This is a genomic window from Acinetobacter sp. AG3, from assembly GCF_022343575.1.
Lineage (GTDB): Bacteria > Pseudomonadota > Gammaproteobacteria > Pseudomonadales > Moraxellaceae > Acinetobacter > Acinetobacter guillouiae.
Map to the genome: position 1 here is coordinate 1,643,366 of NZ_JAKQZD010000001.1, position 14,254 is coordinate 1,657,619.

Here is a 14,254-nt window from a genome sequence, read left to right on the forward strand (position 1 = left end):
TGAAATAAGATGTGTTTTTAATTTTTATACAAAGTTAATCATGATACTTACAGAATGATGAAGGCCAATATGAGTCATTTTAAATAAAGCACTTTTTATAAAATAGTATATTCACTTCACCATTTTAGATAAAAGCAATCATGATAATAATTGAAGATATTGAGATAAAAGAATAAAGATAAATGGCATAGGATAAAAATAATAACCAAAATGAGTTGAAGAGAAATGACGAAGCAGATCCGCTTTAACGCCTTTGAAATGAATTGTATTGCCCACCAATCTCCTGGTTTATGGCGTCATCCTTCAGATCGTTCGACAGAATATAAAGATATTGAGTATTGGACTGATCTCGCTAAAATTTTGGAAAAGGGCGTGTTTGATGGCATTTTTATTGCGGATGTACTCGGGATATATGATGTTTACCACCACAGTGCAGAACATGCTTTGACTGGTGCAGTACAAGTTCCAGTTAATGATCCTTTACAAATTGTCCCAGCGATGGCTGCGGTAACACGGCATTTAGGTTTCGGTGTAACTACATCAATTTCTTTTGAACATCCTTATCCTTTTGCACGAAGAATCAGCACATTAGATCATCTTACCAAAGGTCGGGTGGGATGGAATATTGTCACCTCTTATTTGGAAAGTGGTTCTAAAAACTTGGGTCTAAATACGCAATTAAATCATGATGATCGCTATGATATTGCCGATGAGTATTTAGAAGTGCTATATAAGTTGTGGGAAGGGTCTTGGGAAAACGATGCTGTTTTAAGAGATAAGCAGTCAGGAATCTTTGCTGATCATACAAAAGTTCATCCCATTTTACATGAGGGGAAATACTTTAAAGTCCCCGGTATTCATATTTGTGAACCTTCGCCACAACGCACGCCTGTGCTATACCAAGCAGGTGCGTCAGCTCGGGGACAAAAATTTGCAAGTCAAAATGCCGAATGTATTTTTATTGCGCCACCGTCAAAAATAGCCGCTAAGAAAATTGTTCAAAGTATTCGTGAAAAATTAAAACAGGAAGGGCGAGATCCTTATGCTGTTAAAATTTATAGCTTATTGTCAATTGTAACGGATGAAACGGATCAAAAGGCACAGGCGAAATTTAAAGAATATCAGTCTTATGGGAGTTATGATGGTGCTTTAACTTTGGTGTCTGGTTGGTCTGGTGTGGATTTTTCACAGTATCAACCACATGATAAAGTTGAGTATATTGAAACCAATGCAATCCAATCAATGCTAGATGCTTATGTCAATGCAGATCCTAAGCGTATTTGGACCATAGAAGAAATTGCCCATTGGAATAGTGTGGGGGGAAATGGCCCTGTATTGGTTGGTTCAGCACAGACGGTCGCTGATGAGTTACAACAATGGGTAGAAGATACCGATGTCGATGGTTTTAATTTAGCTTATATTCTTGCTCATCAAACTTTTATTGATATTGTAGATTTCATTGTACCTGAGTTACAACGCCGTGGTGTTTATCAAACAGAATATCGTCAGGGGACTTTACGAGAGAAACTATTTCAACAAAGTGCTTATTTGCCAGAGAATCATCGAGGTGCACAATATCGCAAAGACAATAAGAATAGCTTAGCACAAGCAAGTTAGTCTAAGTCCAATTTTAAATAAGCATCTAAAATAATTGTTTATTGCATATTGATTGTGTTCATCCGTTAGAAATTAGTCCACGTCATGTGGGCTTTTTTTATGATTTTAATAGTTATGAATTTTAATGATAAATTTATGATTTTGTTTTGAATAATAAATGCATTTATTCATATAAATAGTATAAAAAAATAGTGCTAGTTTAAATCCATGCTTATTTAAAAGAGTAACAACAATGACTGATTTAAACCAAAAAAACTTTTCTTCTCAGACAGCGGTTCCTTTGCAATTTTTTGAATTGAATCATGATGCACATGTTATTCAATCAGATGCGGAAGCCATTCAAGTGGCGAAAAATTTGGCCAAAGAATTTGCCAAAGAGGCATCACAACGTGATTATGAACGTCGTTTGCCGCTTGAAGAGATACAGCTCTATTCACAAAGTGGTTTATGGGGAATTAATATTCCTCAGGCATTTGGTGGGGCTGATGTGAAATATCGTACTTTAGCCGAAGTGGTGAAGACCATTTCTAGTGTTGATCCTTCACTTGGGCAAATTGCTCAAAATCATTGGGCTTTTATTGAGCATCTCCGTTTAGATGCCAGTCCTGAACAACAACAATTTTTCTTTGCTGAAATTTTAAAAGGTCGACGTTTAGGCAATGCGTTTTCAGAAAAAGGCAGCAAGACCGTTGCTGATTTAGAAACCAAAATACATAAAACAGCCCAAGGTTATGAAATTAATGGTCAAAAATTCTTTGCTACAGGGGCTTTATTGGCACATTGGGTACCTGTCGTAGCAGTTAATGAAGATGGGCTGCCTGTGGTTGCCTTAACGCCACGAACCAGTACAGGTCTGGAAATTGTCAATGATTGGTCTGGATTTGGACAAAGAACCACAGCGAGTGGAACTGTGTTATTAAAACAAGTTCAAGTTGATGAAAAATATATTGTGCCGATTCACAAAGCCTTTGAAAGACCTACAGCAGCAGGTGCGATTTCTCAATTTATTCAAGCCGCAGTAGATGCAGGTATTGCTCGTGGTGCAATTGATGAAACGATTCAATATGTACGCTTACATTCACGCCCTTGGATTGACTCAGGTTTAGAAAAAGCCAGCGATGATCCGTATACCATTGCAAGTATAGGGGAGTTAAAAATCAAATTACGTGCAGCCGAAGCTGTTTTAGACTTGGCTGGTGATGCAATTGATCAAGCAATTGCCGAACCATCTGAAGAGAATGCTAATCAGGCGGCATTACTGGTTGCAGAAGCCAAGGTATTAACAACTGAAATTGCCATTCTGGCTTCAAATAAATTATTTGAATTATCAGGTACTCGTTCAACATTGTCTGAATTAAATTTAGATCGCCATTGGCGTAATGCCCGTACTCATACTTTGCATGATCCTGTACGTTGGAAATTTAATTTAGTCGGTAATTATTATCTCAATAACATTCACTTACCACGCCATGCGTGGAGTTAAGAATAACAATAACCAACAGATGGAGAGAAAAATGGGTAACTTAGATATACAAAACCGTTTTATTGAAGATTTATCAATCTCAGCAGATTATGAAAAGGTTGCATCAAAATATCGCGCAATTTTTGAAAAGATTTCACAAGGTGTCGTTGAACGTGAGCAACAGCGTATATTGCCGTATGAGCAAATCGACTGGTTAAAACATGCGGGTTTTGGTGCATTACGTGTACCAGTCAAGTTTGGTGGAGATGGGGTGTCTTTACCTCAGTTATTTCAATTGCTCACTGAACTAGCTCAGGCCGATTCAAATATTGTACAAGCATTGCGAGGGCATTTCGCTTTTGTTGAAGATCGATTAAATGCACATAAGTTTAAGAATCAAGAATTATGGTTTAAACGTTTTGTGCAAGGTGATTTGGTGGGGAATGCATGGACTGAAATTGGTCATGTAAAAATTGGTGATGTGATTACCCGTGTGACTCAAAATAATAATCAATTGCTGGTCAATGGGAAGAAGTACTATTCGACAGGCACAATCTTTGCGGATTGGGTTGATTTATTTGCCTATGATGAACGTACGGATCAGCATGTTATTGCTGCGATTTCTCGACATGCTTCTGGGGTTGAAGTACAAGATGATTGGGATGGTTTCGGTCAAAAAACTACGGGGAGTGGCACTTTAACGTTAAGCAATGTTGCAGTCGAACCAGACCATATTTTGCCTTTTGAACAACGTTTTAAATATCAGACTGCGTTCTACCAAGTGATTCATTTGGCGACCTTATCAGGTATTGCACAGTCAGCAGTTACAACATTTATTCATGAAGTACAAAAGCGTGATCGTATTTTTAGTCATGGCAATGCTGATTTAGTGCGTAATGATCCACAGATTTTACAGGTGATTGGTAAAGCTTCCGCACAAGCCTATGCAAGTGAAAGCATTACCACACAAACAGCAGAAGCTTTGCAGCGTGCATATATCAGTCACTTTAGTGAATCCGAAGTAAAAAATATTCAAGCAAATAATGATGCTGAATTAGAAGCGGCACAGGGGCAGGTGGTTATTTCTGATTTAGTCTTGGATTTAACCAGTAAGTTGTTTAATGCGCTTGGCGCATCTGCAAGTACCACCACAAAACAACTTGATCGCTTCTGGCGCAATGCGCGGGTCGTATCTTCACATAATCCAGTCGTATATAAGGAAAAAGTGATTGGTGATTGGGAAGTCAATCGTGAACCATTGCCATTTGTTTGGCAAATTGGAACAAGCCCAAAAGTTGGCGCTGCCTAGAATTTAAATTTTAATCACATTTAGTCCAAAGCTTGCTTATGCAAGCTTTTGATTTTTATAAAGACCATAAAGAACAATAATTATTGTACTCATGAGTATACAAAATGGCAGATTTGGTACTATGAGGAGAAAAAAAAGTTAAGTAGATTAGTACAGCAAAAAACAAATACAACGAGGAAATCATGTCGCTTAAAGGAAAAACACTTTTTATTACCGGTGCAAGCCGAGGAATAGGGCGAGAGATTGCACTAAAAGCTGCACAAGATGGTGCGAACATTGTGATTGCTGCAAAATCTACACAAGAGCATCCTAAATTAGGAGGCTCGATTTTTACTGTTGCTCAAGAAGTTGAGGCGGCAGGTGGTCAAGCTTTAGCACTTCAACTGGATGTACGTGATCAAGATGCGGTTGCACTTGCCATGAAACAAGCAGCATCGCATTTCGGTGGAATTGATATTTTAATTAACAATGCTGGTGCGATTAAACTGTCTGGGGTAGAGACGCTTGACCCAAACCGTTTTGATTTAATGTATCAGATTAATACACGTGCTGTGATGGTATGTAGTCAAGCTGCGTTAGCGTACTTAAAAAACAGTGACAATCCACATATTTTAAATCTTTCACCGCCGTTAAACTTGGATGAAAAATGGTTTGCCAGCTATGCACCTTATACCATTACTAAATATGGTATGAGTATGCTGACTTTAGGGATGAATCAAGAGTTTGCCAGTTATGGAGTGAGTGTAAACTCACTATGGCCAAGAACGATTATTGCCACAGCTGCAATTGAGTTTTCTTTAGGCGGTAAGCAATTATTTAGCAGAGCTCGTAAACCGAACATTATGGCAGACGCCGCTTATCGTATTTTAAACAGTGAGAAACGTGCTTTAACAGGACGTTTGTTGATTGATGAAGAAATCCTACGAGAGTCGGGTATTACAGATTTTTCTGAATATCGCTATGCTGATTCAGAGGATGAGTTGATGGTAGATTTGTTTGTTAAAGAATAATTGCTGAGCGGATCGCGCCAATAATCCGTACCGATTTTAAAATCCTGGTTTGATTGTTTAAAATCGGTACATTAAAACATTGGAAATTTTTATAAAAAAGCAGAAGATATAATATTGAATCTAAAAAATGAGTGAGATGTAATTTCGTGTATGAGTTAGATTGTAAGTTGCTCAGTATTTTTTACTATATCTACAAGTTTAAAAGTGTTTCTGTTGCCGCAGATCATTTAGCGATGAGCCAACCTACAGTAAGCAATATTCTGAACAAAATTCGTGTTCATTATAACGATCCGTTATTTTTACGGATTGGTAATGAAATGGTGCCTACAGAATTATCTAAACAACTTTATCCTTTGATCAGTGAAGCACTGAGTAAAGTTGAAATTATTAATAATTTTAGTGTGGATTTTGATGAAACAGCATCTCAGCAACAATTTACAGTTGCGATGACGGATGTTTCTCACTTAGTTTTATTGCCTAAAATTTCTCAATATCTCAAAGCACATGCACCACATGTCAAATTAAATGTTCGCGCCATCACCTCTGAAACCAGTTATCAGATGGCAAATGGTGAAATTGATTTGGCGATTGGTTTTTTACCGCAATTAGAAAATGGTTTCTATCAACAAAAATTATTCGAACAATTTTATGTGGTGATTGCATCTAAAGATCATCCACGATTAACTCAACAAAGCATGACCGTTGAGCAGTATTTGAGTGAATCACACATCGATATTGATGCGGGTGTGGGGCATTATCACATCGCCAATGAGCTGTTAAATCTGGATTTAAAACGTAATGTATTGATGCGTATTCCGAGTTATCTGGGTGTTGGCTTAGTGGTGCAAGATACAGATTCGATTGCAACCGTTCCTTATTATTTGAGCGAAGTCTTGTTGTCACGAGGAAACTTACAAATTTTTCCAGCACCAATTTCCTTTCCGACTTATTCGATTAAGCAGTATTGGCATATGTCATGTCACCATAAAACCAGCCATCAGTGGTTAAGACATATGTGTTATGAGATTTTTAGTCAGGTGAACTCCATGCCTTTACCCAGTCAGTTATTAAGCCATGGCGATCAGCCTGAAGTTTAGAGGATTTTTTAAACTCAATAGCTTAAGAACAGTTATCCTTTTAAGATTAATTCGCTTGATGCTCTGAATCGGTTAGCTTATCAGGTGTCATCAATGCTTGATTGACATAGAGTTTGATTAAGCGTTCACGAGAGCCAATAGACTTTTGATAGTGCGTAGAATTTAACAATAATGATGCGCCATAAGTCACTGTCCAGATATAAGACAAGTAATCACGGATTGACATACTACTGTTTAAGGCTTTGAGATGTGCCCCGAAAAGATCTTTAATTTCTAAAATACGTTGCTCACGTATGCTATAAAGTTCTTCGAATAAGTCTTTGAGTTTACGTTCATTATTGGTTAAACGCTCTTCAATCACATGCAGTAAAATTGTTCGATTCGAATTTAACATGTTATATAACATGTATTCGGATACATAGATTTTAATATCATGATGATAGGCTTTAGAAATATCTAAAAGTCGTTTTTCATTCAAAATAATCAGTTCAAGATACAGCTGGTTTTTACTTTTAAAATGTTTATAGATCGTTCCTTTTGCGATATCAAGTTCAGCAGCAAGCTCACTTAACGTAATATCCTGATTATTATCAAGCAATAAGGTTTCTGCCATTGCTAAAATTTTCTCTTTGCGAAGAAGAAAATTCTGTTGGCGCACTGAACTCATTCTATTGATCCAAAACCGCTGATGAAGAACTGGACTCAGAGTATATCAGCTATTTCGCTGATTCAATAAAACTATAGTCCATCATATTCAATAAAATATTTATTTTTTTAATGTATTTAATAATTTAGCTTTTATATAAGTAAATTAGGAGAGATAAAATTTCAACAAACAATTTATAAAACTAAACTTAAGTATGGTCATACGATGAATATAAAGAAACTGTAAGAGATGTACCGTTTAAAAACATATTTAGTCAGCAACGACTTTACAAAAAAACCTGATCATTTGATCAGGTTTTTCTTTTTAATAAAGCTCTTAGAAATTAATCCGCGCGGCGCCAAATGGTACCTTGACGTGTATCTTCCAGTACTACACCTTGAGCAAGCAAAGACTGACGGATTTCATCTGCACGGGCAAAGTCTTTATTTTTCTTGGCATCAACACGTTGTTGAATGAAATCTTCAATATCAGCTTCGGATAAGCCAAGTGCTTCTTGACCAATGTCTGATTTTAAAAAGTCATCTACATTGTATTGAACCAAGCCAAGGATATTGGTCAAGTGGCGTAACGTAGAATAATAAAGCGTAGATTGCGCTGCATTCTCTTCTTTAACCGCACGATTCAATTCTTTAATAATTTCGAATAAAACTGCAATTGCTTCAGATGTATTGAAGTCATCACGCATTGCTGAATTAAAGCGCTCGACGAGCGTTTCATCTAACAGGTCTGTGGTTTTATTGCCATAGACTTGTTGATACGCTTTAAATGCATGATAAAAACGAGAAAGCGTAGTTTTTGCTTCTTTTAGTGCAAAGTCCGAGAAGTTTACAGGGCTACGATAGTGTGATGACACAATAAAATAACGAATCACTTCAGGATGGAATTTCTCCATCACATCACGAATGGTAAAAAAGTTGCCTAAAGATTTCGACATTTTTTCGCCATCGACATTGATAAAGCCAACATGCATCCAGTAGTTTACATATTGTTCATCTGTTGCAGCTTCTGATTGCGCGATTTCATTTTCATGATGTGGGAATAAAAGATCTGAACCGCCACCATGAATATCGAAATGATTGCCTAAGCAGCAAGTTGACATTGCTGAACATTCAATATGCCAACCTGGACGGCCATTGCCCCAAGGTGAAGCCCATGAAGGCTCATTTTCTTTAGCATGTTTCCATAGCACAAAGTCAAAGGGATGCTTCTTCTCAACTTCAACATCAACACGTTCAGAAGCGCCAGCTTGCATATCGTCAAGTTTACGTCCTGAAAGTCGGCCATAGTTCTTAAATTTTTCAACTTCAAAATAGACATCGCCATTTGCAGAAGGGTAAGCCGTGCCTTTATTGACAAGGTTGCCAATCATATTCTGCATTTGATCGATATAATCTGTTGCGCGGGGTGCCTCATCAGGTGCTAAGCATCCTAGGTTTTCGGCATCATCATTCATCGCCTTGATAAAACGATCGGTCAAAGCTGTAATGCTTTCGCTATTTTCATTGGCACGCGCAATAATTTTGTCATCGATATCTGTGATGTTACGAACGTATTTAACATTCCAACCTTGACTACGTAAAAAACGAATAATGTAGTCAAAAGCAACCATCACCCGAGCATGGCCTATATGACAGTAATCATAAACTGTCATACCGCACACATACATGTCGATATGTCCTTCTTTACGGGGAACAAATTCAACTTTTTTTCGTTGCTCAGAGTTGTAAAGAACAAATGGTTGCATAGGTTTTCTAAAGGCTTCAACAAAATGATGATTAATCTTAACCTAAGCTCCATATTTCATAAAGTTTTATACGTTATTTTTCTAAGAAAATGAAATTTATACATTTAGGAAAGCAGCCTATTGTATTGCTATGCTAAAATAGCAAAAATATTCCATTCGATATTCAAAACTCTTTATAGAGTTAAGGTTAGCCCATTTTGAATCCTGAAAATAAATCAAATCAAGTTGATTTTCAAAAAGTTGCACTTGAAACTTTACGCATTGAAGAACATGCCATAGAGATTTTAGCGACTCAAATTGATGAACGCTTTACGCGCGCATGTGAAATTATTTTACAGTGCCAAGGTCGTTTAGTGATTACGGGTATGGGGAAATCTGGGCATATTGGGCGGAAAATGGCAGCAACTTTCGCATCAACAGGCACACCATCATTCTTTATGCATCCTGGTGAAGCAGGGCATGGCGATTTGGGTATGTTGGTCAAAGGTGACGTGTTGATTGCAATTTCAAACTCTGGAAAGAGTGATGAGATTATGATGTTGATGCCACTGATTAAGTATTTGGAAGTGCCTTTAATCACCATCAGCGGTGATGACAAAGGACCCATGCCACAAAATGCGGATGTTGCGTTGACACTTGGAAATATCAAAGAAGCATGTCCATTAGGTTTGGCACCCACTTCAAGCACTACTGCGACATTGGTATTGGGCGATGCGTTGGCTGTGGCGTTATTAGATGCACGTGGTTTTACGGCAGATGATTTTGCAATGTCACATCCTGCTGGTGCATTAGGCAAACGTCTGTTGTTACATGTAAAACATTTGATGCGTACAGGCACTGATTTACCAAAAGTATTTCCTGATACACCAATGAATAAAGTTTTGTACGAAATATCCAATAAGCGTTTAGGGTTAACCACTGTTGTCGATGAAAATGACACCTTATTGGGCATATTTACCGATGGTGATTTACGCCGTTTAATTGATAGACAGCAAGGTTTTGATGTGAACTTGCCTGTATCCGCGGTCATGGTTCAAAATCCTTCAACCATTTCTAAAGAAGCACGTGCAGTTGAAGCTTTAGAAAAAATGAATGAAAAGAAAATTAGTCAATTTATTGTCGTTGATGATGCCAATAAAGTGATTGGTGTAATTAGTATGCATGACCTGATTCAAGCTGGAGTAAATTAATCAATGGCTTCTTATGTTTTACTGGAACAAGCGCGTCATATTGAAGCATTGGTTTTAGATGTAGATGGAATTTTGAGTGATGGTTTTGTGACGTTGACCAATACAGGGGATGAAATTAAATCCTTTGATATTCGAGACGGATTAGGCATGAAGCTGGTGCAAAAATCTGGAATTAAAGTCATCATTATCACTGGACGTAAAAGTAATATTGTTGAAAAACGTATGGCTGATCTTGGCGTGGATTTGGTCTTTCAGGGGCGTGAAGACAAAGGGACTGCACTTAAAGAAGCCTGTGCTCAATTCAATTTAGATCCTGAAGACTGTTTATATATGGGCGATGATTGGCCAGATCTTTCAGCCTTTGCAATCGCAGGGATGAAAGTGACTGTACCCAACGGGCATGTAGAAGTGCGTCGTCGAGCAGATTTAGTCACACAGGCAATGGGTGGGCGTGGAGCTGTGCGTGAAGTCTGTGATATGTTGCTGATGGCAAAAGGCACTTACCAAGAATTACTTGAAAAATATACAGCTATACCGCATTAATAGCGTAAATTCAGATTGATCAAATGTTGAATGTAATTTATGGATACTAAGGTTTTATATGTGACTGCAGTTGTCATCGCGGCAATCAGTGGTGGCTATTACTATTACAGTGGGAAAGGCAAAAAGTTGGATGCGAATTCAGCCAAAAGCATGACGTATACTGCTGAGGGTATCCAGTTGGTCCAAACAGATGAAAAGGGCAATCTTTATGTTCGTGCTCAAGTGGATCGTTTAGAACAAGATTTACAAAGAAAAACTTCAACACTGAGTAACCTCAATGCTTCGATGTTTCATCAAAATAAAGTTGATTCAACTTTTTTTGCAAAACAAGCACGAGGATTTAATGACAATGAAAAAGTCGTTTTATCTGGACAAGTTAAAGCGACCAAGATTGGTGAACGAGGGACCATGGAATTTCAGACAGACGAGTTAACGGGGTATCCTAAAATACGTCAGTTTGAAACGACTCACCAAGTGACTGTTAATGCACCTGATGCAGAATTTATTAGTCAGGGTTTAAAAGCTGATTTAAACCAAGGTCAATATGAATTTGCACATATTCGAGGAAAGTATGTACCTAACTAAGCCTTTTTTAATGAAACAATCTTTCCTAATAAAAGCGATCTGCACTGCCGGTTTAATGGGCTTGTCTGCAGCAGCATTTGCATTACCGTCAGATCGTAATCAGCCAATCTCATTGGTTGCAGATAAAGCAACCTATAATGAAGCTGCGGGTGTAACGACATATACCGGTAATGTCATCATTGAGCAAGGTACAATGAAGCTTCAAGCTGCTTCAATTGTGGCTCAATTGAATAAAAATAAGCAAATTAGTACCATTACTGCCACTGGGGGCCCAGCAAAGTTTCAACAACAAGTTGATACGGCAAAGGGTGTTGCTCGTGGGGAAGCACAAAAAATTATTTATAATGCCGAAACAGGTATTATTAATTTAATTGGTAATGCTTATTTATATCAAGATGGAGCAAGTATTCGCAGCAGTTCATTAAAATATAGTATGAACAAAGGCGATATTGAAGCTTCTGGTAGTTCAAATAGCACAGGTTCAGCGAAAGGACGTGTACAAATTATTATCCCGCCAAATAGTACCAAGTCTTTCCCTGGAGCGCGTGATTAATGACAGCATCGAATCAACCTCAAGTGCTTTGTATCAAACATTTAGCAAAAGTTTATAGTAAACGTTGGGTGGTCAAAGACGTTTCATTCAGTATGCAAAGTGGACAAATTGTGGGTTTGCTTGGGCCGAATGGTGCGGGTAAAACCACCAGCTTCTATATGGTCGTTGGTTTGGTGCGAATGGATAAGGGCGAAATTCATCTTGATAATGAAGATATTTCTGATTTAGCTATGCATCAGCGTGCACGTAAAGGAATTGGTTATCTTCCACAGGAAGCTTCAATTTTCAGAAAGTTGACGATTGCTGAAAATATCATGGCCATCCTTGAAACACGTAAAGATTTAAATAAACAGCAGCGCCAACAACGCCTCAAAGAATTATTGGAAGATTTTAAAATCACCCATATTAAAGATTCTCTTGGAATGAGTGTGTCAGGTGGTGAGCGCCGTCGTGCAGAGATCGCACGAGCACTTGCAGCTGATCCAAAATTTATGCTTTTGGATGAACCTTTTGCAGGTGTCGATCCAATCTCGGTAGGTGATATTAAAGATATTATTCGCCAGTTAAAAGATCGTGGGATCGGGGTTTTGATTACCGACCATAATGTTCGTGAAACTTTAGCGATTTGTGAGCATGCTTATATTGTGAGTGAAGGTGCTGTGATTGCGGAAGGTACGCCAGAAGAAGTGTTGGCAGATGAAACCGTGCGCCAAGTGTATTTGGGTGATGATTTTACCGTCTAACCACTCAGATTTTTTTAAAAAGATGAAGGATCACCTTCATCTTTTTTTTTTTTATTTTTTGAGACCAAAATTTTAAAAATTCCAATTTTGATTCAATATTTTATTAATTATTATTTCATTTAAATTTAACAACATAGTTTTAATGTGATGCTCTTCACATACAGAGAAATGTGTTACATGTTTTGTTTAAAATTTAATCTAAGTCAAATTCTTAAGTTTCTATAATACCCATAAAAATTAAATGGGAATTTATTATTTTTAAGCGCTATGAATAGTATGGGGATAATAGAATGTTCCGTTTTAAAAGGGTAAGACTATTAATAGAATTTAAATAAATTTATAAAAGTGATCATTGATAATGTTAGTAATGAATATAAAGTGATAATTAAATTTAAGAGGTGGATCAGGAAATTTGAACAACACTTATAAGTGATATTTTGCTCCCCAAATGATGTTATAAACATCAATATATGGAGTATTTTATGGCACGTAGACCAAGAAGAAATCATTCAAATGATTTTAAAGCTAAGGTAGCACTTGCTGCGATTAAAGCAGAAAAAACACTTGCTGAATTGAGTGCTGAATTTGATGTTCATCAAAACCAAATTATCGACTGGAAAAATCAACTGATTTCAGCTTCCTCGCAAGCTTTCGATCAATCAAAAGCTCCAACAGAACCACCCATCGATCTAAAAAAACTACATGCAAAAATCGGTGAGCAGGCATTAGAAATTGATTTTTTAGAAGGTGTGTTGAAGAAACTGGGCCGCTTCAACCACAAAAGTTAATCGATGACTCACTTCAGATTTCAGTATCTAAGCAAGCTCAGCTGCTGAAAGTCTCCCGTGGTTGTTATTACTATCGCCCAAAACCTGTGAGTGCATCAGATCTGAAGCTGATGCGGTGTATGGATGAGTTACATATGCAATACCCTTTTGCAGGTAGCCGTATGATGCGTGATTTGTTGAATCGTCAAGGACATCATATAGGACGACGTCATACACGTACTTTAATGAAGAAAATGGGCATTAATGCGTTATATTGCAAACCAAATTTAAGCCAGGCTAATCAAGCTCACCGCAAATATCCATATCTGCTCAAAGGATTGGCTATTCAGCGCAGTAATCAAGTGTGGTCTACGGATATAACGTATATCCCTATGGCAAAAGGCTTTGTTTATTTATGTGCTGTGATTGATTGGCATAGCCGCAAGGTACTTGCGCATAGAGTATCGATTAGTATGGAGGTTACATTTTGCATAGAAACATTAAATGAAGCTATTGAAAAATATGGTCGACCTGAAATATTTAATACAGACCAAGGCAGTCAGTTTACCAGTGATGCATTTATTGATGTATTGAAATCAAATGACATCCAAATCAGCATGGATGGTAAAGGTCGATGGGTTGATAATGTGATGGTTGAACGATTATGGCGGAGCGTTAAATATGAAGAGGTGTATCTCAAAGCCTACAGCAATGTTTTGGATGCGAAGAAGCAATTAAACGCATATTTTGAATTTTATAATTTGAAACGACCTCATTCGAGTCTGGACAAAATGACTCCAGATGAGTTTTACTATGACCAGCTACCACAACAAAATAAGGTAGCTTAACTAGAGCAGAGTATCACTTATAAATAAGCTTTTAGTTGTTCAAACATGTGGGACCACCTCTTTAATCGCAATAAATTAGTAAAATAAACAAGTAAGATTTTAACTAAATGATAATTGCA

Annotated in this window: 13 protein-coding genes; 11 read left to right on the forward strand and 2 right to left on the reverse strand. The window is 37.4% G+C overall.

The window, feature by feature from the left end; translation table 11 throughout:
- Nucleotides 1-225: 225 nt before the first annotated feature.
- The 5 genes from L3V46_RS07585 (at nucleotide 226) to L3V46_RS07605 (ending at nucleotide 6,495) form a co-directional block, all read left to right on the forward strand.
- The gene (locus L3V46_RS07585) at nucleotides 226-1,617 is read left to right on the forward strand and encodes an LLM class flavin-dependent oxidoreductase (protein ID WP_239045357.1); all 1,392 of its coding nucleotides are present in this window, start codon (nucleotides 226-228) and stop codon (nucleotides 1,615-1,617) included.
- A gap of 232 nt (nucleotides 1,618-1,849) precedes the next feature.
- Complete coding sequence (locus L3V46_RS07590) at nucleotides 1,850-3,100, forward strand: SfnB family sulfur acquisition oxidoreductase (protein WP_239045358.1); 1,251 nt, start codon at nucleotides 1,850-1,852, stop codon at nucleotides 3,098-3,100.
- Between the two features lie 31 nt (nucleotides 3,101-3,131).
- Entirely contained in the window at nucleotides 3,132-4,388 is a 1,257-nt protein-coding gene (locus L3V46_RS07595; protein ID WP_239045359.1) for an acyl-CoA dehydrogenase family protein, read from the forward strand.
- A gap of 182 nt (nucleotides 4,389-4,570) precedes the next feature.
- A complete protein-coding gene (locus L3V46_RS07600; RefSeq protein WP_239045360.1) occupies nucleotides 4,571-5,398 on the forward strand; it encodes an NAD(P)-dependent oxidoreductase in 828 nt (275 codons plus the stop codon).
- 146 nt (nucleotides 5,399-5,544) lie between these two features.
- On the forward strand, nucleotides 5,545-6,495 hold the full coding sequence (locus L3V46_RS07605; RefSeq protein WP_004822592.1) for a LysR family transcriptional regulator: 951 nt from the start codon (nucleotides 5,545-5,547) through the stop codon (nucleotides 6,493-6,495).
- Nucleotides 6,496-6,541: 46 nt separating this feature from the next.
- Here the strand turns inward: L3V46_RS07605 and L3V46_RS07610 are convergent, their stop codons facing one another.
- Both L3V46_RS07610 and cysS read right to left on the reverse strand, forming a co-directional pair.
- Nucleotides 6,542-7,162 carry a TetR/AcrR family transcriptional regulator gene (locus tag L3V46_RS07610; RefSeq protein WP_004822589.1) on the reverse strand — a complete coding sequence of 207 codons (621 nt, stop codon included), beginning with the start codon at nucleotides 7,160-7,162 and terminating at the stop codon, nucleotides 6,542-6,544.
- A gap of 322 nt (nucleotides 7,163-7,484) precedes the next feature.
- Entirely contained in the window at nucleotides 7,485-8,906 is a 1,422-nt protein-coding gene (gene cysS / locus L3V46_RS07615) for a cysteine--tRNA ligase (protein WP_004822587.1), read from the reverse strand.
- A 197-nt stretch (nucleotides 8,907-9,103) separates the two neighbouring features.
- On the opposite strand from cysS, the gene L3V46_RS07620 reads away from it, so the two are divergent.
- The 6 genes from L3V46_RS07620 (at nucleotide 9,104) to L3V46_RS07645 (ending at nucleotide 14,135) form a co-directional block, all read left to right on the forward strand.
- Nucleotides 9,104-10,096: a KpsF/GutQ family sugar-phosphate isomerase gene (locus tag L3V46_RS07620; RefSeq protein WP_004822585.1), complete on the forward strand. Its 993-nt coding sequence runs from the start codon at nucleotides 9,104-9,106 to the stop codon at nucleotides 10,094-10,096.
- 3 nt (nucleotides 10,097-10,099) lie between these two features.
- Nucleotides 10,100-10,639, forward strand: a complete 540-nt coding sequence (locus L3V46_RS07625; protein WP_004724342.1) for an HAD-IIIA family hydrolase — start codon at nucleotides 10,100-10,102, stop codon at nucleotides 10,637-10,639.
- 39 nt (nucleotides 10,640-10,678) lie between these two features.
- Nucleotides 10,679-11,224, forward strand: coding sequence for an LPS export ABC transporter periplasmic protein LptC (gene lptC, locus L3V46_RS07630; protein ID WP_004822582.1), 546 nt, complete (start codon nucleotides 10,679-10,681; stop codon nucleotides 11,222-11,224).
- Nucleotides 11,225-11,234: 10 nt separating this feature from the next.
- Nucleotides 11,235-11,777: a lipopolysaccharide transport periplasmic protein LptA gene (gene lptA, locus L3V46_RS07635; RefSeq protein ID WP_085942773.1), complete on the forward strand. Its 543-nt coding sequence runs from the start codon at nucleotides 11,235-11,237 to the stop codon at nucleotides 11,775-11,777.
- A complete protein-coding gene (lptB, locus tag L3V46_RS07640) occupies nucleotides 11,777-12,520 on the forward strand; it encodes an LPS export ABC transporter ATP-binding protein (protein WP_004724336.1) in 744 nt (247 codons plus the stop codon). Before lptA ends, lptB begins: the two co-directional genes overlap by 1 nt.
- A 482-nt stretch (nucleotides 12,521-13,002) precedes the next feature.
- Nucleotides 13,003-14,135, forward strand: a protein-coding gene (locus L3V46_RS07645; protein ID WP_225367773.1) for an IS3 family transposase whose coding sequence is annotated in 2 segments (ribosomal slippage) — nucleotides 13,003-13,255 and nucleotides 13,255-14,135 — 1,134 coding nt in all. Because the reading frame shifts where the segments join, the coding sequence is not laid out codon by codon here.
- The last annotated feature ends 119 nt before the right edge of the window (nucleotides 14,136-14,254 follow it).